Source organism: Vibrio sp. Vb0349, assembly GCF_033338975.1.
In genome coordinates this window covers 39,630-59,645 of the sequence record NZ_JAWOTS010000022.1, presented here as the reverse complement: position 1 = coordinate 59,645, position 20,016 = coordinate 39,630, and the positions used below count along the sequence as shown (strand labels likewise).

General features: G+C 40.0%; 29 protein-coding genes. All 29 read left to right on the top strand.

What is annotated here, in order from left to right:
• Nucleotides 1–201: 201 nt before the first annotated feature.
• The 29 genes from R7Q47_RS18815 (at nucleotide 202) to R7Q47_RS18670 (ending at nucleotide 19,927) form a co-directional block, all read left to right on the top strand.
• On the top strand, nucleotides 202–570 hold the full coding sequence (locus R7Q47_RS18815) for a hypothetical protein (protein WP_248486668.1): 369 nt from the start codon (nucleotides 202–204) through the stop codon (nucleotides 568–570).
• Nucleotides 536–1,027 (top strand): hypothetical protein, encoded by a 492-nt coding sequence (locus R7Q47_RS18810; protein WP_069537801.1) that lies wholly within the window; start codon nucleotides 536–538, stop codon nucleotides 1,025–1,027. Before R7Q47_RS18815 ends, R7Q47_RS18810 begins: the two co-directional genes overlap by 35 nt.
• A gap of 161 nt (nucleotides 1,028–1,188) precedes the next feature.
• Nucleotides 1,189–1,593: an SH3 domain-containing protein gene (locus R7Q47_RS18805; RefSeq protein ID WP_248486666.1), complete on the top strand. Its 405-nt coding sequence runs from the start codon at nucleotides 1,189–1,191 to the stop codon at nucleotides 1,591–1,593.
• 163 nt (nucleotides 1,594–1,756) lie between these two features.
• The gene (locus tag R7Q47_RS18800) at nucleotides 1,757–2,041 is read left to right on the top strand and encodes a MazG nucleotide pyrophosphohydrolase domain-containing protein (RefSeq protein WP_179000634.1); all 285 of its coding nucleotides are present in this window, start codon (nucleotides 1,757–1,759) and stop codon (nucleotides 2,039–2,041) included.
• Nucleotides 2,042–2,185: 144 nt separating this feature from the next.
• Nucleotides 2,186–2,593 carry a hypothetical protein gene (locus R7Q47_RS18795; RefSeq protein ID WP_025506483.1) on the top strand — a complete coding sequence of 136 codons (408 nt, stop codon included), beginning with the start codon at nucleotides 2,186–2,188 and terminating at the stop codon, nucleotides 2,591–2,593.
• Nucleotides 2,594–3,762: 1,169 nt separating this feature from the next.
• Nucleotides 3,763–4,239, top strand: a complete 477-nt coding sequence (locus R7Q47_RS18790) for a GNAT family N-acetyltransferase (RefSeq protein WP_086495500.1) — start codon at nucleotides 3,763–3,765, stop codon at nucleotides 4,237–4,239.
• Between the two features lie 136 nt (nucleotides 4,240–4,375).
• Nucleotides 4,376–4,615, top strand: a complete 240-nt coding sequence (locus R7Q47_RS18785) for a hypothetical protein (RefSeq protein WP_005389136.1) — start codon at nucleotides 4,376–4,378, stop codon at nucleotides 4,613–4,615.
• A 208-nt stretch (nucleotides 4,616–4,823) separates the two neighbouring features.
• Nucleotides 4,824–5,237 (top strand): hypothetical protein, encoded by a 414-nt coding sequence (locus tag R7Q47_RS18780; RefSeq protein ID WP_248486663.1) that lies wholly within the window; start codon nucleotides 4,824–4,826, stop codon nucleotides 5,235–5,237.
• A 145-nt stretch (nucleotides 5,238–5,382) separates the two neighbouring features.
• Entirely contained in the window at nucleotides 5,383–5,874 is a 492-nt protein-coding gene (locus R7Q47_RS18775) for a hypothetical protein (protein ID WP_248486661.1), read from the top strand.
• Nucleotides 5,875–6,010: 136 nt separating this feature from the next.
• A complete protein-coding gene (locus R7Q47_RS18770) occupies nucleotides 6,011–7,051 on the top strand; it encodes a hypothetical protein (RefSeq protein WP_154204474.1) in 1,041 nt (346 codons plus the stop codon).
• Nucleotides 7,052–7,186: 135 nt separating this feature from the next.
• Nucleotides 7,187–7,558: a hypothetical protein gene (locus R7Q47_RS18765; RefSeq protein ID WP_045381734.1), complete on the top strand. Its 372-nt coding sequence runs from the start codon at nucleotides 7,187–7,189 to the stop codon at nucleotides 7,556–7,558.
• Nucleotides 7,559–7,700: 142 nt separating this feature from the next.
• A complete protein-coding gene (locus R7Q47_RS18755; RefSeq protein ID WP_154204475.1) occupies nucleotides 7,701–8,162 on the top strand; it encodes a hypothetical protein in 462 nt (153 codons plus the stop codon).
• Between the two features lie 141 nt (nucleotides 8,163–8,303).
• Nucleotides 8,304–8,705: an HIT family protein gene (locus tag R7Q47_RS18750; protein ID WP_154204476.1), complete on the top strand. Its 402-nt coding sequence runs from the start codon at nucleotides 8,304–8,306 to the stop codon at nucleotides 8,703–8,705.
• 167 nt (nucleotides 8,706–8,872) lie between these two features.
• The gene (locus R7Q47_RS18745) at nucleotides 8,873–9,499 is read left to right on the top strand and encodes a LysE family translocator (RefSeq protein WP_248486659.1); all 627 of its coding nucleotides are present in this window, start codon (nucleotides 8,873–8,875) and stop codon (nucleotides 9,497–9,499) included.
• Between the two features lie 146 nt (nucleotides 9,500–9,645).
• Nucleotides 9,646–10,173 carry a hypothetical protein gene (locus R7Q47_RS18740; RefSeq protein WP_154204480.1) on the top strand — a complete coding sequence of 176 codons (528 nt, stop codon included), beginning with the start codon at nucleotides 9,646–9,648 and terminating at the stop codon, nucleotides 10,171–10,173.
• A 975-nt stretch (nucleotides 10,174–11,148) separates the two neighbouring features.
• A complete protein-coding gene (locus tag R7Q47_RS18735; RefSeq protein WP_213969876.1) occupies nucleotides 11,149–11,457 on the top strand; it encodes a hypothetical protein in 309 nt (102 codons plus the stop codon).
• 144 nt (nucleotides 11,458–11,601) lie between these two features.
• Complete coding sequence (locus R7Q47_RS18730; protein WP_213969877.1) at nucleotides 11,602–12,123, top strand: GNAT family N-acetyltransferase; 522 nt, start codon at nucleotides 11,602–11,604, stop codon at nucleotides 12,121–12,123.
• Between the two features lie 104 nt (nucleotides 12,124–12,227).
• The gene (locus R7Q47_RS18725) at nucleotides 12,228–12,629 is read left to right on the top strand and encodes a DUF2007 domain-containing protein (RefSeq protein ID WP_154204482.1); all 402 of its coding nucleotides are present in this window, start codon (nucleotides 12,228–12,230) and stop codon (nucleotides 12,627–12,629) included.
• Between the two features lie 143 nt (nucleotides 12,630–12,772).
• On the top strand, nucleotides 12,773–13,381 hold the full coding sequence (locus tag R7Q47_RS18720) for a pyridoxamine 5'-phosphate oxidase family protein (protein ID WP_318089324.1): 609 nt from the start codon (nucleotides 12,773–12,775) through the stop codon (nucleotides 13,379–13,381).
• Nucleotides 13,382–13,522: 141 nt separating this feature from the next.
• Nucleotides 13,523–13,936, top strand: a complete 414-nt coding sequence (locus tag R7Q47_RS18715; protein WP_154204483.1) for an RDD family protein — start codon at nucleotides 13,523–13,525, stop codon at nucleotides 13,934–13,936.
• Between the two features lie 131 nt (nucleotides 13,937–14,067).
• Entirely contained in the window at nucleotides 14,068–14,631 is a 564-nt protein-coding gene (locus R7Q47_RS18710; RefSeq protein WP_047102727.1) for a sugar O-acetyltransferase, read from the top strand.
• A gap of 253 nt (nucleotides 14,632–14,884) precedes the next feature.
• Nucleotides 14,885–15,430: a GNAT family N-acetyltransferase gene (locus R7Q47_RS18705; protein ID WP_054579576.1), complete on the top strand. Its 546-nt coding sequence runs from the start codon at nucleotides 14,885–14,887 to the stop codon at nucleotides 15,428–15,430.
• A 142-nt stretch (nucleotides 15,431–15,572) separates the two neighbouring features.
• Nucleotides 15,573–16,214, top strand: a complete 642-nt coding sequence (locus R7Q47_RS18700) for an alanine--tRNA ligase-related protein (protein WP_213969878.1) — start codon at nucleotides 15,573–15,575, stop codon at nucleotides 16,212–16,214.
• 137 nt (nucleotides 16,215–16,351) lie between these two features.
• On the top strand, nucleotides 16,352–16,639 hold the full coding sequence (locus R7Q47_RS18695; protein WP_158173947.1) for a putative quinol monooxygenase: 288 nt from the start codon (nucleotides 16,352–16,354) through the stop codon (nucleotides 16,637–16,639).
• 143 nt (nucleotides 16,640–16,782) lie between these two features.
• On the top strand, nucleotides 16,783–17,079 hold the full coding sequence (locus tag R7Q47_RS18690; RefSeq protein ID WP_025768092.1) for an antibiotic biosynthesis monooxygenase family protein: 297 nt from the start codon (nucleotides 16,783–16,785) through the stop codon (nucleotides 17,077–17,079).
• Nucleotides 17,080–17,160: 81 nt separating this feature from the next.
• On the top strand, nucleotides 17,161–17,766 hold the full coding sequence (locus R7Q47_RS18685; protein WP_213969879.1) for a hypothetical protein: 606 nt from the start codon (nucleotides 17,161–17,163) through the stop codon (nucleotides 17,764–17,766).
• Between the two features lie 97 nt (nucleotides 17,767–17,863).
• The gene (locus R7Q47_RS18680; RefSeq protein WP_017821465.1) at nucleotides 17,864–18,217 is read left to right on the top strand and encodes a DUF1428 domain-containing protein; all 354 of its coding nucleotides are present in this window, start codon (nucleotides 17,864–17,866) and stop codon (nucleotides 18,215–18,217) included.
• A 129-nt stretch (nucleotides 18,218–18,346) separates the two neighbouring features.
• Complete coding sequence (locus R7Q47_RS18675) at nucleotides 18,347–18,973, top strand: LysE family translocator (protein WP_167415255.1); 627 nt, start codon at nucleotides 18,347–18,349, stop codon at nucleotides 18,971–18,973.
• A gap of 327 nt (nucleotides 18,974–19,300) precedes the next feature.
• A complete protein-coding gene (locus tag R7Q47_RS18670; RefSeq protein WP_167415254.1) occupies nucleotides 19,301–19,927 on the top strand; it encodes a LysE family translocator in 627 nt (208 codons plus the stop codon).
• Nucleotides 19,928–20,016 lie beyond the last annotated feature (89 nt).

Genomic DNA, 20,016 nt, shown 5'->3' with positions numbered 1-20,016 from the left:
TATGCGTTGGTTTTAGTGTTTAAGGTGGCTTGCGGCGGCTTCTATATTGCGTTGCTCACCCCTTAACAGGGCGTTATGTTTCCACGGACTCATCTGTGAAATGTATCGACTTTCTTGCAGGTGAGACAGCGTTTTCATTGTCTTATAAGCCACTTGTTTTATATTCTTGCTTTTGTTCAATTTCATTGTCAAGGAGCCGTTATGAGCGAAGGAATACTTGAAAAGCGAAAAGGAAATTTTTGTCAGATACAAGGTTTCAAACCAAGCAGAAGATCTTTAAAAGCTATAGAAGAAATGAATCAAGTGATAGAAATGGGCAGTTTGTTGGAAAAAATAATCCCACTTTTGCCTTTTTATTCTATTTTTGCAGGTCGTAAAACGTACGATATAGTAACTATAGGTGCTGCTGGTTGGCAAGCAAACACTTATGATTGGGAAAACTTTCGTAAAGCTATGCTAGCAGTTCCGGCCGTAAAGAGAAGACGATTAGAGAATATTGCAAATTTACAACGACTTCACTCAAAGGGAAAAGAGTATGAATTTTGGACGTGTGTATACAATTCTTTATAGTTTAGTTTCCGTAAGTATTTTTCTCCCATCATATGTATCCGCGCAAGACTTTATTGTAGACATAGAAGATGCATATCGTAACCTAAAGTCGTCGTATGTCAGATTAAATAATGTAGTTGAATCTTGTTTGGATAAGAAAGATCGAAAGATAGTAATAAGCGATACTTGGCTTAGATCTCAACCAATCGAAAAAAAGAAAGCTATTTTATTTTTTCTACAATATGAAGCAGAAAATAACTGTGTTAAACAGGCAGAACTGGAATACTTACAAGCAGCTTATAAGCTAGCCATACTGGGAGATTCTCAAGCGATAAATGAGTACATCCAGCTAAATAAGTTTGGTGCTATTAGTGAAGATATTCAAAATCAGATAAATAGTGTCGATCGAGAAGAGTTGTCTAGACTTTTAAAATTAGAGAAGTATCAAACTCCATTCGATATTTTCTCTGCATTTTAGTAATGCGGAGAAAAGAAACATAACAAAGCATTTAAGCGTGATTCCCAACGCTTGGTATTTTCAGTTCAAGGTTGGGTTTCGTGTTTACGGCGCAATGGTTTTGGTTAGGTTGTAGCGTTGCTCACACCTTAATGCGGCGTTATATGTAAAGGGAAATTACGGTGAAAGCAATAACAACTCTTTTACTTGTACTGATCAGCATGTTTGGTTTTACAGCGGAAGCTAAAGTTTGTAAAAAAGGTCAGCCATGTGGAAATTCATGCATTTCATGGAAGAAAACGTGTAGAGTTGGTTCTTACTCTAAAAATTCTAACAGTTTCAGTTCTTATAACTTTCAGAAAAAGAAAGAGTCAAAATCTCCTGAATGGGTTGCTGTTAAATATATAGTTACTGCTAACAAACTAAATGTTCGCGATAACCCATTTGTGCAAAACAACAATATCATTGGCACGTTAAACAAAGGTGATGCAGTTGTAGTTCATTCTTTAGTCAGTGATTGGGCATTAATCACTTATAACTCAGGTTATGCGTGGGTAAATCAAAAACACATAAAAATAGCCGCATAATTTACATATAACAAAGCGTTTAAGAGGGATTTGGCACGCGTGGCATTTTTAGTTTGCGTTGGGTTTTGTGTTTAAGGTGCTTTGCAGAAACTTATGTATTGCGTGCCTGCACCCCTTAACGCGGCGTTATACGCTTAATGGAAAATGATACAAAAAGGACGTTATGAAGTTATCTGAGTTACAAAGTCATATAAAAGAATTCGATTATGCGCCAGAGCAATATGAACACTATTTTTTAAAACTAATCGAAGAAGTTGGCGAATTATCAGAATCTATTCGCAAAGGTAAAAGTGGGCAACCAACGCTAGATGAATTAAAAGGTTCAATCGCAGAAGAGTTATATGACGTCTTGTATTATGTTTGTGCTTTAGCCAATATTCACGGTGTAAACCTTGAGAAAACGCATGAACTAAAAGAAGTTCTGAATAAGGTTAAGTACAACCGATAGGACGCGTATAACAAATTGTTCAAGAGGGATTCAGCACGCGTGGCATTTTTACTATGCGTTGGTTTAAGTGATTAAGGTGGTATGCGGTAGCATCGGTGTTGCGTGCTTCACCCCTTAACAAGGCGTTAGCTGTTTGAGGAAAAAATGAGAAAATTCGATAAGCCGCTATTCTGGCTATATATAAAAACAAGAGACTCATTGTTGTCATCTTTTAAGGGCTTTCTGGGAATGCTTTTAGTGTTGATCGGGGCAGCAGTAGTTTTAGGTAATGAATCCCCTGAGAATGTCTGGATTTCGGTGGGAATCATTTTATTAGTATCTAGTCTTCCAGTCTCAATGGGCTTGATGATGGTAAAGTTCAAATTTAAGAGCTTTGCTGGATCAATACCTACAGCAGAACTAGCGTACTTCTTACAGCACGATGAAGGTGCAAACTTAGATAAAGCTGTGAGAGGTTTATTTTCGTTATACCTATCTTTTATGATTTACCTTTGGTTTACGATGGTAGCTATCGCAGCTCTTGGTATGTTGGGAGCAAAGCTCGTGTTGTAAAACACAGCTAACAAACTGCTCAAGAGGGATTCGCAACGCGTGGCATTTTTACTATGCGTTGAATTTAGTGATTAAGATGGTTTGCGGCGGCTTTTGTATTGCGTTGCTCACCCCTTAGCAGGGCGTTAGTACGGGTTTGACATCAAAGGTCATAAGTTTTGGTGTTTATCTGTTTTTGCGCCCGTCTTTACACCTTTCAGTTAATGCCTTTCACGTTCTTTCCGGTGGCACTATATGCGGAGTGTCCGCTTTGATTTCACCGTTTACGGTTTCTAACTCTTAGCCTATTTCTTTGGTGCTTCTTCATTTTTGTGGCGGCTTCTGAGTGAATCTTGGCTGGAATTGATGCTGTCGTCGGAGTACGAGGACCGAATCCTTTTCTAAGTTGAAGCCAGTAAAAGTAGGGGAGTTCAGTGCGTTTTTCTTCGAGCCAACTTCCGTCTTTCAATCGAGGTAAAGTTTTGTAGCTGCCCGTCTCACTTCAGTGTTCAAAGCCTTTCATAGTATGCCACTTTTCAATATCTTGGAGCGCACAAATGGAAGTAGCGCATGTACTAACAAATTGCTTAAGAGTGATTCGTAACGCGTGGCATTTTTACTTTGCGGTGGCTTAGGGTGATTAAGGCGCCGTGCGGTAGCTTTTGTATTGCGTTACTCACACCTTAGCAAGGCGTTATACGCAGGGCGAGTTTTGCTGATTATTCCTTGTGTCAAAGTCACCTTTTCTTGTGGTTCATCGCTTTGTATTTCCTCGTGTTTTAGTTAAATCATCAGGTAATCTCCCCGAAGCCTTCAGATCCAAATTCGACGCGGTAGTGGTTGTTGAAACTCAGCCCTATCAAGTTGTCTGCCCAAAAGCTTATGTGCTTGCTGAAATACTGCTTTCTTTGGTGTTGTGTGTTTCAAGTGCACTTCAATCAAAAATCGCTGAATGTCTTAGTCTCACAAAAGTGCATCAATACACATAAAAGTTCGTGCTTACAAAGTGGGGCTTGGCTTAAAATCGTAGCTTCAGCGTCGGGCGTATAACAAAGCATTTAAGAGCGATTCACAACGCGTGGCACTTTTGGTTTGCGTCGAATTTTGTGTTTAAGGTGCAATGCGGTAGCCGTTGTATAGTGTTGTTCACGCCTTAATGCGGCGTTAGGTGCTTGAAGGAAAAAGTAAGTATGGAAATTGTTTTTCGGCAGATAAACATTGATGATTTCGAATTATGCGTTGCTGCGAGAAAAGATGCATACTTTTGTAGTTTCGGGCATTACGATGGTTTCGACGACTTCATCAGTGGTTATCGCGAACGACTCTTAGACCGGTTAGTAACATCAGGATGGTTTTATACCCATATATTTGTGAATGGTCAGTTCGCAGGGCAGTTGGAGTTTCGCAGTTTTTCACCTGAACCGGAAACTGGCTATGTACATCTCATTTACTTAAAGCCGAGTTTTCGTGGGTTGGGGCTCGCTCCAAAAGTGCAGGATTATATTGTAAGCACTTTGAGTCAAGCAGGTTGTTTACGTGCTGTACTGTCAGTAAGCCGAACTAACCATCGAGCCCTCACATTCTATAAGCGTTATGGTTGGGAGTTCGTGCGTAAGAATCCCAAGCACCATGAAACAGACTTTTACCAACTTTGGCTACGCACCTAACAAGGCGTTTAAGACGGATTCACAACGCTTGGCGATTTTAGTTCAAGTCAGCTTAAGTGTTTAAGGTGCAATGGTTTAGGTTTGGTGGTTGGCGTTGTTCACCACTTAACGCGGCGTTAGGTGTATTCAAGTTTTCATGGAAAAACTGCGCATGAATAAAGAAAAGATAGAATTAGTATTGTCTGAAAATTTGGGTGAAGGGTTTCGGATAGTCTATGAAGATGGACAAATTTCACCTGCTATAGAATGGGTTGATTGGGTGCAACTGTCTGATGACGAAAATGACATCCAAGTGGTAGTTAACTTTGAAGACGACAGTGAAAAAGTCTTCAGTAAGGGAGTGGCGTTAAGCCAAATTTGGCACGAAGATGTCTAAAGTATCGTATCGCCACTGATTTTGTATTTGTTTGGTTCTGTCTTCTTCAAAACAATTGGAACACACACCTAACAAGGCGTTTAAGGCGGATTCACAACGCTTGGCGATTTCAGTTCAAGTCAGCTTAAGTGTTTAAGGTGCAAGGGGTTTGGGTTTGGTGGTAGGCGTTGTTCACCACTTAACGCGGCGTTATACGCTAGGGGGATAAATGGAATTAGCGACAATTAAAAATGACTTCTGGGAGTTACGCAATGGAGAAAAGTGTAACGAGGAAAACCCAGAAACCTTTTGGATACCTTCCTTAGATGCCAGAAAAGCATTAAAAAGAGGTGATGCTGCTAGGATTATCTTGGAAATCGAATGTGAAGATGAAGATGGCTCATTAATAATTTCAGGCGAACGTGGATATGTAATCGTCAGCGAAGTTATCGGTGAGCAATACTTAGGTATCTTAGATTTTCAGCCAGCAACAATAGAACAAGGTAATGATGATTTCTATTTATGTTTTGGTGCGGAGATTCCATTTGAGCCGCAACACATTATTAATATAACTAGACCACCAGAAGCATATATAGAGTGGCAGTTAGGACAGGAACCAGAACGTACTTGGTATCGAAAATAGCGCGTATAACAAAGCATTTAAGACGGATTCCCAACGCTTGGCATTTTTGGTTTGCTTTAGCTTCGGTGTTTACGGCATCATGCTTTTAGTTTGGTGGTCTGCGTTGCTCACCCCTTAACAGGGCGTTATGTTCTAGGAGTAAATATTGAAATTTCAGAGAGATAAGGTATCGACTAAAACTTTCTTCAAATTACTTTCACATATCTACAAGGCAGTTTCTTTTAAAGTGCTTGGGCAAATAGAAAAACTAGAATGGCAGCAGATACTAATCGCTGATTGTTTACGGATTATAGGTATCAACAATTTAGCCTATTGGTTGGCTACAAGAGTGCAGGCGACGACTGTAAACGAAAAACATAAATTCTGGTCTTTACATGCTTCTGGTGTTGCACTTCACTATGCAGGCAACTTAGCTGAGGCAAAAAGGGCTTTTATATCAAGCCAAGCCTATAGCTGTGATCTGACATTAAGTTTTAGTTTGCAACATTTAGGTAAATTGAATGTTGAAGCTGGCAACTACGATGAAGCTCTGAGACAGTTAAATGGAGCATTGCTTATCAGAAAAGAATTAAAGCAGGAACACTTAGTTAAGTCTACCGAAAGAGCAATTCAGGGACTACGTGAGCTCCGAACATAACAAGCAATTTAAGAGTGATTCCCCACGCTTGGCATTTTCGGCTTAGGTCGGGTGTAGTGTTTACGGTGTTCAATTTTAGTGTCGTGGTTGCGTGGCTCACACCTTAATTGGGCGTTATACATCAAAGGATGGCTAGGTGAAAAATTCTGTTCCTACATATCAGGGAAAGCCAACAGCTTACCTTGATCATAATATCTTGGATTTATTAGTAAAAAATCCCTCATTGAGCTTCAAAGAAGAACTTCGGCAAAAGTTCCAGATTTTATACTCAGACGAAAACCTCAAGGAGATAAGACGGACTGGCGAAAATGGTTCGCTTTACTTGGATGTATTAGATGACCTAGAGGCTATGCATTTAAGGTTAGCGCTAACTCCCCAGTTCGAATTTACCGGTGATGCAAGGATAAGTATCACGAAGCCAGTGGATGCGTTCAGGAATTATTGCGAAAACACTGAGCCAGTTTATGAGCAATTGGAAAAATCGACATCTCAATCACTACTAAAATTCTATGGTGGTCGGCTCGGAGATACTTTTGATGATATAAATAATGAGCAAATTGGTGCGTTTGATAATTTATTAAGTCATATTCAGACTTTGGTAAGCGTGGATGAAGTTCAGAAGTTTTCCCCTGAGATTATCAAACAAGTATCTGCTTATACACTACAACTAAAAAAGTCACATGATGAAGCACTTAAGCAAGCCTCAAAAAAGTTACGTAAGCATGTTTCAGACGAAAGTAATTACTCAGGAGTGAGTGATTACAGGGAAAGTACTGGCATTGGTCCTGTTCAACTCAATAACATTGAACCACCAAACGTTCTTGAGCAAATATGGGAAGCACATAAATATGTTGACGGTTATGTTGGGCTAAATTTCACCATTGAGCAATTCTACGGCATTAGCTTGAATCCTATTTACAACCGAGAAATGTACCTCTTCGAAAAAATAACATCGATATACAATGTACTAAATATTGTTGGCTATCACCCAGATTCGAAAATGAAAAAAGAGAAAAGGTTCACTGCTGCTATGAGTGATGCTGGGCATGCATCAATAGGCAGTTTCGCAGACTTCGTCTTTTCTAGAGACATAGCTTTTGTAAAGAAAACTAGAGCTGCATATGAGTTTCTGCAGGCAAAAGCTCAGGTTATCGAAGTCACAGTAAATGATGTATAACAAACTGTTTAAGAGCGATTCGCAACGCATGGCATTTTTACCATGCGTTGGTTTTAGTGATTAAGGTGGTTTGCGGCGGTTCTTGTATTGTGTTGCTCACACCTTAACAGGGCGTTATACGAATGAGGAGGATTCGTGAAAAAGTGGAAGTTTGTATTCTGGGTAATGTGTTTCTTAACGGTTTTAAGCATTATTCAACTCCCGTTTTCTGAAGAGTTAAGTATTGGAGCATTTATAGGCTCATTTATATCCGCAATATCTCTTGTCAGCTTCTACGGCTTCAGTTATCGAGTTGCTGTCGGTAGCAAAGTGCTAGCGATCATCATCTTTGGGATAAATGCACTTTCCATGCTGGGCTTTGCGATATTTAGTGTGTTCTTCTTACTGACTTATCTAAGCCCGGGAACCTTGTTCTTTTTCGTTACAGGAATGGGACTAATGTTTGTTTACCTGTATCCGTTGTATATGTATGCATTTAAATCTACAGAGATTTGGCAGCTGGAGTAATTCGTATAACAAACTGTTTAAGAGGGATTCGCAACGCGTGGCATTTTCACTATGCGTTGGTTTTAGTGTTTAAGGTGGTATGCGGCGACTTCGGTATTGCGTTGCTCACCCCTTAACAGGGCGTTATGCGTCAGGATAGTAAATGCGCACTTTTTTTCAAAATTCAGATTACTTTGAACGCCTAGTTACTAAGCCTCTGTATTATATTAAACCTGAATACGAGCTAGATTGGGTGGGCGATAAACTTACAGAAAGTGAAGATAGCTTTGCTTGTTATCTGAATCAGCTCTTTGATGAGCTAGATGCAGTAGTTGCACCTAAGAATTATCATAAGTTTGAAGATATTATTGCCAAGTACAGTGCTTTGGAAGACTCTACAATCAGAAAGCAAGGTAAACTCTGGATTGGGCAAGACTACGGCTGGATTCTAGAAAATGGCTCGTATAATGACATTGATGAACAGAATTTAGTGCTGGCGATTGCTGGTCGTATTAGAGCTGCAAAGCGTTTCAAGCAGTACAATTTTGATGACATGGAAAAAGGGCACAGAGACATGCTTTCTGAGCTTTTACAATGCTTTATATATCACCGTTCAAACGCATAACAAAGCATTTAAGAGTGATTCCCAACGCATGGCATTTTTCATTTCATTGTTGGGTTTCGTGTTTACGGTGATAAGGTTTAGTTTTGTAGTAGCGTTGCTCACACCTTAATGCGGCGTTAGCATACTTTGATAGGAGTTTAGATGACTACGATAGTCGAACAAATTGTTAATCGTGAAATTGACTCGGTCATCGTGTACGAATCTGACCAAGTTATAGCTTTTGCAGACCATGACCCAATCAACTTTGGACATATTTTAATTTGTCCCAAGACTCAATACCGCACTTTCATCGACTTGCCCGAGTCTGTGTTTTTAGAGATCACCGACGTCGCAAGAGATTTATATAAGCGTATAGAAGCTAAGTTCAATCCCGCTGGTATCGGCTTTATGCAAAACAACGGAGAGGCACCTCATTTCAACGAGCTCGACCATTACCATTTGCATATTTTCCCTCGGTTCCATGGCAACCAGTATGGTTGGATTAGTAGTGAACTTGGGATTCAAACTATGGATAAACTTAGAGAATCACTTAAAGATCTATGAGCGTTGAAAAAGTATGCTAACAAATTGTTCAAGAGTGATTCGGCACGCGTGGCATTTTGACTATGTGTTGGTTTTAGCGGTTAAGGTGGTATGCAGAAGCTTCGGTCTTGCGTGCCTCACACCTTAACAAGGCGTTAGCACTCAGAATCATTCAACAAGGAGGTTTTATGTTTCCATTAGAGGTATTTGTTACTTATACATTAGCTTGTTTACTTTTGGTGATCTCGCCGGGTCCGGATAACTTGCTCGCTATAGGTAGAGGTTTAAGCCAAGGTCGACTGGCGGCAGTAATGTTAGGCATGTCTTCTGGTGCTGGTATTTTATTTCATGTAGTCGCAGCAACATTCGGGCTAACCCTTTTAATTCAAACCTCTGAAGTGGCGTTTTATGTTGTAAAACTGGTTGGTGCTGCTTACCTAATATGGTTAGGTGTGAAAGTACTCCTTACGAGAAACCTGTTCTCACTGGAACCAGCGAAAAAACAGTCTCTGAAGCTTATCTTTTCTACTGGGTTTCTATCAGCAGCACTTAATCCGAAGCCAGGTATGTTTGTTCTTGCTTTTGTACCTCAATTTGTAAACCCAAGTTTAGGCTCAGTGACAACTCAAATGATTGGCTACGGTGTGTGGTTTGCAGCATTAACAGCAATTGGCTTTAGCTTAATGGGTGTGTTTTCTTCTCAATTTTCTGAGTGGTTTAGAAACAAGCCTAAACTAGTATCAGGGTTAAATATTGGTGCAGGTATCACATTCGTGTCTTCTGGGTTAGCAATAGCGTTTATGAAGCAGCGATAATCTAAGTGCTAACAAACTGTTTAAGAGTGATTCGCAACGCGTGGCATTTTCGCTATGCGTTGCGTTTAGTGTTTAAGGCGGTATGCGGCGGCATCGGTATTGCGTTGCTCACACCTTAACAGGGCGTTAGGCTACAAGGAGAAAATATGACACATCGAGTAAGAGTTTACCCACATAATGACCTTATGAATTTAGCTCATTATCAGCGAGAAACGATTCGTGGAAAAGTTGCTAATGAAGATCGTGATGGGATTAAACTAGATTGTCTTTCTTGTTTAATCTCTTTGGCTTTTTCTGTCGAAGCATTGGTTAACTTTGTGGGGTACAAGAAGATCGATAAGTGGAAAGAGTTTGATCGATACATAAATAAAATCACAAAAGTATGTGCCAAAGCTGGTGTAGAGTTCGACAAAAATGTCGGTATTTACGCACAACTATGGCAATTAAAGAAGTTACGAGATGATGTTGCTCATGGTAAGCCCATCGAAATTGACACTGAGGTTAATACTCGTGAAGAACTCCGTGAAAGAATGAGTTGTCCTTGGGATGTTAACCTAACGCCTGAAACTGTCGAAGCCATGTTTGTGGTAGTTAAAGATTTTGAGAAACTCCTCTTTAAGAATTGCCAAATTAATATTGGTGATACATTAACTTCAGCGGTGAGAGTGGGTTAGTAGCCTAACAAACTGTTCAAGAGGGATTCGCAACGCGTGGCATTTTCACTATGCGTTGGTTTAAGTGTTTAAGGTGGTACGCGGCGGCATCGGTATTGCGTTGCTCACCCCTTAACAGGGCGTTAGTATGGGTTTGACATCGAAGGTCATAATTTTTGGTGTTTATCTGTTTTGGCGCTCGTCTTTACACCTTTCAGTTAGTGCCTTTCACGTTCTTTCCGGTGGCACTATATGTTGAGTGCTCGCTTTGATTTCATCGTTTACGGTTTCTAACTCTTAGCCTATTTCTTTGGCGCTTCTTCATTTTTGTCGCGGGTTCTGAGTGAGCCTTTGTTATCTTTGGTGCTGCTGTCGAAGTGCGAGGATCGAATCCTTTTCTAATTCGAAACCAGTGAAAGTAGGGAAACTCAGTGCATTTGTCTTCTAGCCAACTCTCGTCTCTTAATCGAGTTGAAGTTTTGTAGTTGCCCGTCTCACTTCAGTGTTCAAAGCCTTTCATATCATCTCACTTTTCAATATCTTGGAGCGCATAAATAGAAGTAGCGCATGTACTAACAAATTGCTTAAGAGTGATTCGTAACGCGTGGCATTTTTACTTTGCAGTGGCTTATGTGATTAAGGCGCTGTGCGGTAGCTTTTGTATTGCGTTACTCACACCTTAGCAAGGCGTTAGAATAAATTGGAAGCTTCAGAGATGATATCTAAATATAAGTCGTTCGAACCAAAAATAATTCCTTCAAGTGCTCTCACTAAGTTAGGTTTATCAAGCGTTTTAGATGTGCCAATTCAACCGGAGTCGTTCTCTCAATTGAATTATTTATAACAATGTTCAAAAGCATTTAGAAAACAATGCTGGCACGATGGTGTTTGGCTGGATAACTTCAGTCTGGGGTAATCTTGTTCTAAGACTAACTGCACACGTAGTTGTTCAGAAGCCCGACGGAAAATTAGTCTGTGTATCGCCATCGGCGTTAAATGCAAAAAAAAGTAAAGTTCATACCAGACCCTGAAATCTCCGTTCTCATCAAAAATGGTCGTATGCCGATAAAGCATATGGCAATAAAAGAACATGAGCTTGTTCAACAAGTTTTAGACATTGAGGCAGAATTTGAGGCTTTGCATCTTTCAGGTGCTGGAGCAATAACGGCGCAAGTAGCTAACGAGTTCGACTTTAGACGTGCTCTAGCGTATTCAAAGCTTGAAAAACTAGCGCAAGAAGTAACTTCAAAAAATGATCTGTGCTTTTGCGGTTCAACTAAACAGCGGAAAAAGTGCTGTAAATAAATTTATTCTAACAAACTGTTCAATAGCGATTCGCAACGCGTAGCATTTTTACTATGCGTTGGTTTTAGTGTTTAAGGCGGTATGCGGCGGCTTTTGTATTGCGTTGCTCAACTCCAAAAGGTCATTAATACTCAAAGGTCAAATATGGATATTTACCCAGAAATCGAATTATCTAAAGCGCAGCATAATGCAATTGAAGCTCTTAGAAACAAGTCGTTTCCTGAACACCAAGTTACTCGCTCTTACTATAAGCAACTCCCGCATATGAGAGTTCTGAATTACGAAGGTGATCAGTTAGTTGGTTACATGGGATTAGACTACAGAGTTGTTCGCGTTGGTGATGAAATTTATAAAGTATTAGGTGTGAGTGACTTTTGTGTCGAGAGCAAAGTTCAAAGACAAGGTATTGGCACAACAATGTTGTCTCAACTCAGCGAGTATGCGTCCACTAAAGATGTCGACTTCATCATTTTAGTCTCCGATTTGGAGCGCTTTTATCTGGCTAATGGTTATCAGCGCCTTAACTCTCTAAGTTCTTGGTTGCGCGTTCATGAACATAAAAATTACGGTGTTGCTGTAGAGCAACTATATGATTTATATGTTAAACCTATCAGCGGTAAAACTTGGGCTGTTGGTCATATAGATTGGTTAGGGTATATGTATTAGTCTGTAGTGGGCTAATAAATTGTTCAAAAAGAAATACTACACGTGGCATTTCCAATTAGCGTTGCTTATACCTTACGAGCGCGTTTTCCCACAAGGAGCAATATGTGATTGTAGTAGCAAGGTTTTCTTTTCCTCATGAAGCTCATATTGCGAGAGCAAGCCTAGATAGTGTCGGAATAGAAAGTTACATCGCTGACGAGCACACGGTAAATACTCAGTGGCTTTATTCAAATGCAATAGGCGGCGTCCGTCTGATGGTGGCTGAAAGTGATGCAGAAGATGTGAAACAAATACTTAGTAGCGATTTCTCAGAATCATTGGGAAACGAAGTTGACGTTGATGAAGAAAAAGACGTTTGCCCTAAATGTGGTAGTAAAGATCTATTTGCATTTACAAAAGGTAAACGCCCAGCTTTCTTAGTTTTTATTTTACTGGGTTTTCCACTGTTTTTTTACAAGCATGGTTATAAGTGTAAGCAGTGTGGGGAGTTTAGTGAAAAACTTTAAATCTTTAGATAACAAGGCATTAAAGAGATAATTTGTATTCCTAGTATTTTTACGATGAGTTATGTCGAGTGCCTATACAAGAAATCAGAGTTACTGCTTGCTTACAAGCAAAGCATTATACGATAGTGAAGGAATAACATTGAATGAGTGAAATCAAAACAATAGAGCAGTTAAAAGAAATTTACGCAGAGCCAAGTGCGAGAGCTAAAAATAAAGCTCTGCCTGTGCTGGATGTTCATGCGATTACATTAATTAATAATTGCCATTTTGCAGTTCTAAGTACCGCTGATTCACAAGGGTATATCGATCTTTCTCCTAAAGGAGGGGAGCCTGGCTTCGTAAAAGTTTTAGATGAATCAACATTGTTGCTCCCTGATAGCTCGGGGAACAATCGTATCGATAGTCTAAAAAATATCATTAGTAACCCCAAGGTAGGATTGTTATTGATGGTAAATGGTATTGATGAAGTGCTCCGTATTAAAGGAATCGCAAGTATTCACACCGATGCCTACTTGATATCTGCTTGCCCCGATGGAAGTAAAGATCCTAAGGTTGTTATCAAAATAGTCATAGAGAGTATGTACTTTCATTGTGCGAAAGCGGTGATGAGAGGGAAACTTTGGTCTGATGACTATAAAGTAAATCGCTCAATTCTCCCTTCATTAGCTCAAATCTTTAAAGATCAACAAAAGTTAGAAAGTAAAGCGCTTAATCAAGAAGAGATGTTGAAATATTACCAATCTAGCCTTTAGAACGAGCGTGGTAATATATTGAAAAGATAGAAAAATTAGGTTCGACCGTGCTCTGCGGAAGTATGGATTAGGTTTAGTGGGGATGTTACTGTCTCAATAATGTTAGTTCACCAATAAGCAATTGTTAGTCCAAATTTTAAAATGAAAAATGCAGAAAAATTTACTCTAGAAAATTACGTTTTGGCTAGTCCGGGAGTTAGGTGTGTTGGACAAATGATTGATCTTTTTGTCAGTTTTAGCATTTTTACTCTCGTTTTATGGGGCGGCTTAGAAATCGGTATTGAAAAAGAGCTTGTGCGCGCTACAGCAGTAACTGCGACTGTATCGTATTACCTTTTTTCTGATTGTTTACCAAATGGTCAAAGTGTGGGTAAAAAACTTTTGGGCATTGCAGTTATAAGTGCAAGAACGGGTAAAAAGTGCAATATTTTTCAGTCGCTCTTTCGAAATGTTATTACTCCATTCTTAGGTTTTATTGACTCAATTTTCATTCTTGGTAAAAAGAGGCAACGGCTCGGTGATAAGTTAGTGAGAACGGTGGTGGTAGTGCACTAAATTGATAGCGCTGAGGACTAGGGTTCAAGTCGGGCTTTGTTTTCGTGGTGGAACAGCCTCGCTTAGGAGGTAGCGTTACTCACATACTTAATGTAGCGTTGTAAGAAAATTGGTATTGGAGTCCAAGTTTTATGTCAGAAAAAGAGAAAATGTTAGCAGGTGAGCTTTATGACCCAAGTGATGAAGAGTTATTAAAGTTAAGGTTGAGCGCTAGGTTACTAACTGAAAAATTGAATGCCACGTCTGTTGAGCATAAACAAAAGCGAGTTCAAATAACTAAGCGCTTGTTCGGCACAACAGGTGACGATATTCATGTTGAATCTTCTTTCAATTGCGACTACGGATCCAACATTCACGTTGGAGATAATTTTTACGCTAATTTTGGTTGTGTGATTTTGGATGTTGCGGAAGTTAAGTTTGGTGATAACTGTTTACTTGGGCCTCAAGTTGGAATTTATACTGCGACTCATCCCTTAGATCCTATCGAGAGGAACAGTGGTTTAGAGCTAGCAAAGCCCATAAACATTGGTGACAATTGTTGGATAGGTGGCCATGCCGTAATCAACCCTGGCGTAACACTTGGGAACAACGTGGTGGTAGCCTCTGGCGCAGTCGTTACAAAGAGTTTTAGAGACAATGTCGTTGTTGGTGGCAACCCAGCCAGAGTACTGAAGGAAATCGTCACTAAGCGATAATAAAGTATATGGACTATTTTGAGCCTGAGTTTAGGACTTATGATCAACTCACTCCAAGCTTTGATGCGTTCAGCGGTTACTTGTTGACGCACTTGAATGTCTAAAATTTGCTTCAATATAGAATCGTGACACGTGGCGCTTTTACCGTGCGTTGAGCTTGTTTAAAAGTCTCATACGAAATCATTTGTATTACGTGTCTCACACTTTTATTGTATTTTCGTCACCAATAACAAACCAAAAGGCTGGCTCCAAAATGTTAGTAACAAAGATTGAAACGGAACGATTAATTCTAAGAGAGCTAGTTGAAGATGATGCAAGCGAATTGTTTGACATCTTCTCAGACCATGAGGTCATGAAATATTGGAACTCTGGCCCTTGGGTTTCAATTGAAGAAGCGCGGACATTTATAGCCAAGAGTACACAGGCCATGAATAGCAATACAGAAGTGACACTAGGCATCTTCCTAAAGAGCAATGGCCAACTTCTGGGTAAGATAATGCTGTTTAATCACGTGAAAGAGTCTAGGCGCGCAGAAATTGGCTTTGGCGTTAGTCGTCATTTCTGGGGTAAAGGCATGGTATTAGAGGCGGGAACTGCATTAATCGAACACGCATTCAAAACACTGAATCTACGTCGAATCGAGGCTGAGATAGATCCAGACAATACTTCTTCAGGTAAAGTCTTGGAACGGTTAGGTTTTATAAAGGAAGGTTTCCTAAGGCAGCGTTGGGAAGTGAATGGAGTAGTCTCAGATTCCGCAATTTACGGGTTGTTAGCTAAACCCCTAGACAGCGTTTAGTATCCGGCCTTAAACGCATCTAATAGGTCTAGCCTGCTCGTGCTCTATACACAGCCTTACATTTGACGGTGAGGTTTCTTGAATTGACTTGGTGGTCACTGAATGTACTATCAAGGATAGGACTTACTGCAAGGATAGCAGCATGAGCGAGAAATTATTTTGGGTTAATCCCTACCAAACAGAACTTAACTCAAGAGTGACCAATGTAGACGGAAATAAGGTTGAATTGGACCAGACTATCTTCTTTGCAGAGTCTGGAGGCCAAGAGAGTGATAAAGGAACGATTAACGGTATTCCGGTTTTGATTGCTCAAAAGTTAGGTGTTCGACTTATTTACACATTGGAATCCTCTCCAAATTTTACTCTTGGTGACATTGTAACTACGAATATTGATTGGAAGCGTAGATACGCCTTAATGAAGCTACACTTTGCGGCTGAAGTGGTGCTCGAGATGTTTTATCAGCGTCGGGAAGGCATTGTTAAGATAGGCGCGCATATTTCTGAAAATAAGAGTCGCATAGATTTCGAGTGGTCTGAAAGTATTGGCCCGCTATTGAAAGAAATTGAAACTGATGTGCAAGATTTGATTAACTCTGATTCAGTTATTATTAGTGACTTTTCCGATCAAGAGAGTAAAAGAAGGTATTGGAGAGTGGATGGGTTTGCGCAAGTGCCTTGCGGTGGCACTCACTTAAAGCGCACATCAGAAGTCGGCCAAATTCAATTAAAACGCAAGAACATCGGTAAAGGCAAAGAAAGGGTAGAGATAACCTTATGCTCGTAAGTCGATAGGGCATTAGAAATAGATTCCTAACACGTGGCATTTAATTCATGGTGAGATTCACATTTGCGATATGAAGGTTGAGATTGAGGGCGTGTTGGCTACTTCTGAACGAAAGGTTACAGGGGTGAGAGGATGATATGTCGAAAGTAACATTGAAAGGCTTTATTTTAGTTCCGGAAAAGGATTTAGAATTAGTAAAACATGAGTTAATAATTCACAAAAGGCTCACGTTAGAAGAGTCGGGCTGCCTTACTTTTCTTGTGACTCAAAGCTCGACTAATCCGTTTCGTTTTGATGTCTATGAGGAGTTCGTCGACAAAGCCTCTTTTAAACAACATCAGGAAAGAGTTCAAGCCTCACATTGGGGAAAAGTAACAGCCAATGTTAAACGGCAATACGAAATCTTTGAATGTGTGCATGACTAATCGAATCGGAGTGATTTAGAGCGTTTACGCTTTGTTTTTTAGATTGCTCTACGCTCTACTATGTTGCTTTATTCATCTATTAACCTGGCTTAGTGTTCTTGATACTTTGCCGTATTAAATCTAGAAATTTTAATGGAAGTGTTATGTTTAGAGTTGTGTATGAATGGCGTGTGCCAAGTGAAAAAATGGATGAGTTTCAAAATATATGGCGTTCGACGACAGATTCAATTCATCAGTCAGTAGATGGGGCGCTTGGTAGTTTTATGCTTCGTTCTTACGATGTACCGGAAAAGGTTTTAACTATTGCCAAGTGGCGAACACGTGAAGACTGGGAGCGGTTTTGGGGAACTAGTAACCCAGAAAAAATGAAGAAGATGAGTGAAATTGCAGAGCGTATTTCAGTTGAACCATTCGATGAAATTGAAGATAGAACTAAGTAGGGCAATAGAAACGTTAAAGTGATGCCTAATGAACAGTTTGACGGACAATATGAAAGACAACCTTAATCAAGGAATAGGGTTATGCAGATTTTAATTGTTGGAGGTAGTAAGGGGCTAGGAAGGTTCTTGGCTACGAACTTACAGGGTACAGATATTTATGCGGTTTCTAGATCAAAGCTAGTTGAGGAGGGAGTCGCTTCTGTTTGTATTGACGTTGATCCCGGTAAAAAGCCAGATTATACGTGCTTCAAAGGTGTAGAGTTTGACATCATCGTTTATTTGGCGTCGATGTGGGGAGAGTCTTCAGAATTGACAACAAGCGAACTGATTGAGTTTATGAATGTTGGTCCGATTGGGTATCTTAATTTAGTCAATGAGCTTAACGCTTTAGGTTCACTTAACGATAAATGCAATATTGTATCTATTGGCTCTACAGCAGAGCTTTCAGAAAGTAGTGAATACCCTGCATTCGCCCTCAGTAAAAGATTACTCAAAGATATTTCTAGCCAGCTGCAAAACGTTTATCGTGATTACCGCTTTACTCATTTTACAATAGGTGGGATCGGGCATGCTGAAGAGGAACGTATTGAGTATTCGAGTGTTTTGGAGATTATAAATATGCTAACTAAGCTTGATCCAAACACATACCTTTCAAATATGTATATAAAGTCCAAGCTAGGAATGTAGCTCTCAAGCTGTATTACGTACCTGCTCCTATGGTTTGGCATCATGTGCATTCTTTTTATTGAGCTATGGTTATAACTCCAATGAAAGGAGTTTACTTATGTCATACATTGATGGTTTTGTCGCTGCAGTACCGACAGCGAATAAAGAAAAGTATATCGCACACGCAAAAATAGCAGCAGAAATGTTCAGGGAGTTTGGGGCCTTAAAGGTTGTTGAGACGTGGGGGAGTGAAGTACCAGATGGTGAGATCACATCATTTCCCATGGCAGTTAACGCTGAAAGCAACGAAACCGTTGTGTTTTCGTGGGTAGTCTGGCCTTCAAAAGAAGTTCGGGACTCAGGGTGGCAGCGGATCATGGGTGATCCTCGAATGAGTCCAGATAATAACCCAATGCCCTTTGATGGAAAGCGTCTCATTTATGGCGGATTTGATGTTATTTTGGAGCAGTAAAATACCAAAGAATCTCAACTCGATTCGTGACACTTGGTGTTTTAATCAGTATTACGCTTCTGATGTACGTTCAATAGACTATTCTGCGATAAGTGTTGATAAAACTCCATTTGGAGGCTTAGAGTAAAAATGGAAGAGATAAATTATTCACTGATTGTCGTATCAGCTATCGCTGCCATCGCTAGCCCCGGACCTGCAACTCTTGCGATAGCAGGCACGTCAATGAACCACGGTCGGCGCTTTGGTGGGTATTTGGCTGCAGGTGTTTTAACGGGGTCTTTATTTTGGTCAACCTCAGCCGCTTTTGGTCTCGCAACCATACTCTATAGCAATGTTTGGCTTTTTGAAATTCTTAGATATTGTGGGGCATTTTATCTTTTATATTTGGCTTTAAAGTCTGTACATTCTGCCTGCAACATCGAGCAGCTAAAGTTACCCAAAACATACGTAACGACAGAGAAGGGTAACTACTTAACCGGAGTGTTAATTCACTTAACTAACCCAAAGGCTATTCTGTTTTTTGGTGCGCTTTATTCGATAGGGGTTCCTCCTACGGCCAGTCCGTTGGAATTGTTGTCGGTCATTTTTGTTGTGGGGCTGGTTAGTGCTTTGGTTTTCTTTGGCTATGCTTTTCTTTTCGCGCATAAAAAGGTCAGACAAACCTATCTCAGATCCAAAGCAGTTTTTGAAGGCGTGTTCGCGTTATTTTTTGGTGTAGCAAGTATTAAGTTGCTGCTTAGTGAGGCAGGAAAATGAAGCACAAAAGGCTTGAAGAAATAAGAATAGATAATCTATCTGATTTGACGGTCTATTAAGTATACTAAGTAGCCGATTTGTTAACTTCCATAAGAGCTGCTGGCTAGAAAAAGCTTACAACCAAATGATGCTAAATATTATCATTCAAAGGGCTAACAAAGGCCCATAATTTAATTCGTATCACTGTTCATGATTGTGCTCTTCGCGCAGTGCTGTAGTATTAGTAACGTGTTGTTAATACGAAATATAACCAATTGAAACTTGGACGTTGCATTACTTGTAGTTCGATGAAATGTTATCCCGCAAGACGTTAATTTGGAGAAAAGAATGGATTCAAACTCACTATTATTATTTGTTGTCGCTTGTCTCGCTATCAACATGATTCCTGGACCTGATGTAATTTATATTGTTTCCAATACAATGAAAGGTAAATTATCTGCTGGGCTGAAAGCGGCTCTGGGGCTTGGTGTTGGTTACTTTTTTCATACACTAGCGGCATGTTTAGGTTTGTCAGCAATAATTCTGAGTTCATCTTTGGCTTTTAGCGTTGTTAAATGGTTAGGGGCCGCTTACCTAGTTTATTTAGGTGTTCAGTCATTACTGTCCATGTGGCGTGGAGAAAATAAAATCGTTGAAAACAAAAATGTTGATAATAATAAAAATGTGTTTGTTCAGGGGGTTATCGTCAGCGTCTTGAATCCAAAAGTAGCGCTATTCTTTCTCTCGTTTCTGCCTCAATTTATTGATACGTCTGCAAGCTCAACATCAATGCAATTATTAGTACTTGGCTTGCTGTTCAGCGTACTTGCGACGACATGTAACGTTTTGTACGCCTCTGTGGGTAATTGGGTATTTAGTCGTCCACACTCTCAGCGTTATGCAAGAACTCTTGAAGGTGTTTCAGGTATTCTACTTATCAGTCTAGCGAGTAAAGTGGCATTTAGTGATCGTTAGATACGGGGTATTTTATTCTCGTGATTATTATATGGCTAATGTTTGCTCAATCCATACGTTAAATGAGTGCTATTGCATAGGTTGAATCA

Coding starts and splice junctions, on each gene's coding strand:
- R7Q47_RS18785 (WP_005389136.1), top strand. CDS start 4,376: ATGGAAAAACTGCGCATGAATAAAGAAAAGATAGAATTAGTATTGTCT.
- R7Q47_RS18670 (WP_167415254.1), top strand. CDS start 19,301: ATGGATTCAAACTCACTATTATTATTTGTTGTCGCTTGTCTCGCTATC.
- R7Q47_RS18675 (WP_167415255.1), top strand. CDS start 18,347: ATGGAAGAGATAAATTATTCACTGATTGTCGTATCAGCTATCGCTGCC.
- R7Q47_RS18720 (WP_318089324.1), top strand. CDS start 12,773: ATGAGTGAAATCAAAACAATAGAGCAGTTAAAAGAAATTTACGCAGAG.
- R7Q47_RS18710 (WP_047102727.1), top strand. CDS start 14,068: ATGTCAGAAAAAGAGAAAATGTTAGCAGGTGAGCTTTATGACCCAAGT.
- R7Q47_RS18740 (WP_154204480.1), top strand. CDS start 9,646: ATGACACATCGAGTAAGAGTTTACCCACATAATGACCTTATGAATTTA.
- R7Q47_RS18780 (WP_248486663.1), top strand. CDS start 4,824: ATGGAATTAGCGACAATTAAAAATGACTTCTGGGAGTTACGCAATGGA.
- R7Q47_RS18755 (WP_154204475.1), top strand. CDS start 7,701: ATGCGCACTTTTTTTCAAAATTCAGATTACTTTGAACGCCTAGTTACT.
- R7Q47_RS18680 (WP_017821465.1), top strand. CDS start 17,864: ATGTCATACATTGATGGTTTTGTCGCTGCAGTACCGACAGCGAATAAA.
- R7Q47_RS18790 (WP_086495500.1), top strand. CDS start 3,763: ATGGAAATTGTTTTTCGGCAGATAAACATTGATGATTTCGAATTATGC.
- R7Q47_RS18730 (WP_213969877.1), top strand. CDS start 11,602: ATGGATATTTACCCAGAAATCGAATTATCTAAAGCGCAGCATAATGCA.
- R7Q47_RS18745 (WP_248486659.1), top strand. CDS start 8,873: ATGTTTCCATTAGAGGTATTTGTTACTTATACATTAGCTTGTTTACTT.
- R7Q47_RS18690 (WP_025768092.1), top strand. CDS start 16,783: ATGTTTAGAGTTGTGTATGAATGGCGTGTGCCAAGTGAAAAAATGGAT.
- R7Q47_RS18810 (WP_069537801.1), top strand. CDS start 536: ATGAATTTTGGACGTGTGTATACAATTCTTTATAGTTTAGTTTCCGTA.
- R7Q47_RS18695 (WP_158173947.1), top strand. CDS start 16,352: ATGTCGAAAGTAACATTGAAAGGCTTTATTTTAGTTCCGGAAAAGGAT.
- R7Q47_RS18705 (WP_054579576.1), top strand. CDS start 14,885: ATGTTAGTAACAAAGATTGAAACGGAACGATTAATTCTAAGAGAGCTA.
- R7Q47_RS18715 (WP_154204483.1), top strand. CDS start 13,523: ATGAAAAATGCAGAAAAATTTACTCTAGAAAATTACGTTTTGGCTAGT.
- R7Q47_RS18685 (WP_213969879.1), top strand. CDS start 17,161: ATGCAGATTTTAATTGTTGGAGGTAGTAAGGGGCTAGGAAGGTTCTTG.
- R7Q47_RS18815 (WP_248486668.1), top strand. CDS start 202: ATGAGCGAAGGAATACTTGAAAAGCGAAAAGGAAATTTTTGTCAGATA.
- R7Q47_RS18750 (WP_154204476.1), top strand. CDS start 8,304: ATGACTACGATAGTCGAACAAATTGTTAATCGTGAAATTGACTCGGTC.
- R7Q47_RS18735 (WP_213969876.1), top strand. CDS start 11,149: ATGCAAAAAAAAGTAAAGTTCATACCAGACCCTGAAATCTCCGTTCTC.
- R7Q47_RS18795 (WP_025506483.1), top strand. CDS start 2,186: ATGAGAAAATTCGATAAGCCGCTATTCTGGCTATATATAAAAACAAGA.
- R7Q47_RS18800 (WP_179000634.1), top strand. CDS start 1,757: ATGAAGTTATCTGAGTTACAAAGTCATATAAAAGAATTCGATTATGCG.
- R7Q47_RS18700 (WP_213969878.1), top strand. CDS start 15,573: ATGAGCGAGAAATTATTTTGGGTTAATCCCTACCAAACAGAACTTAAC.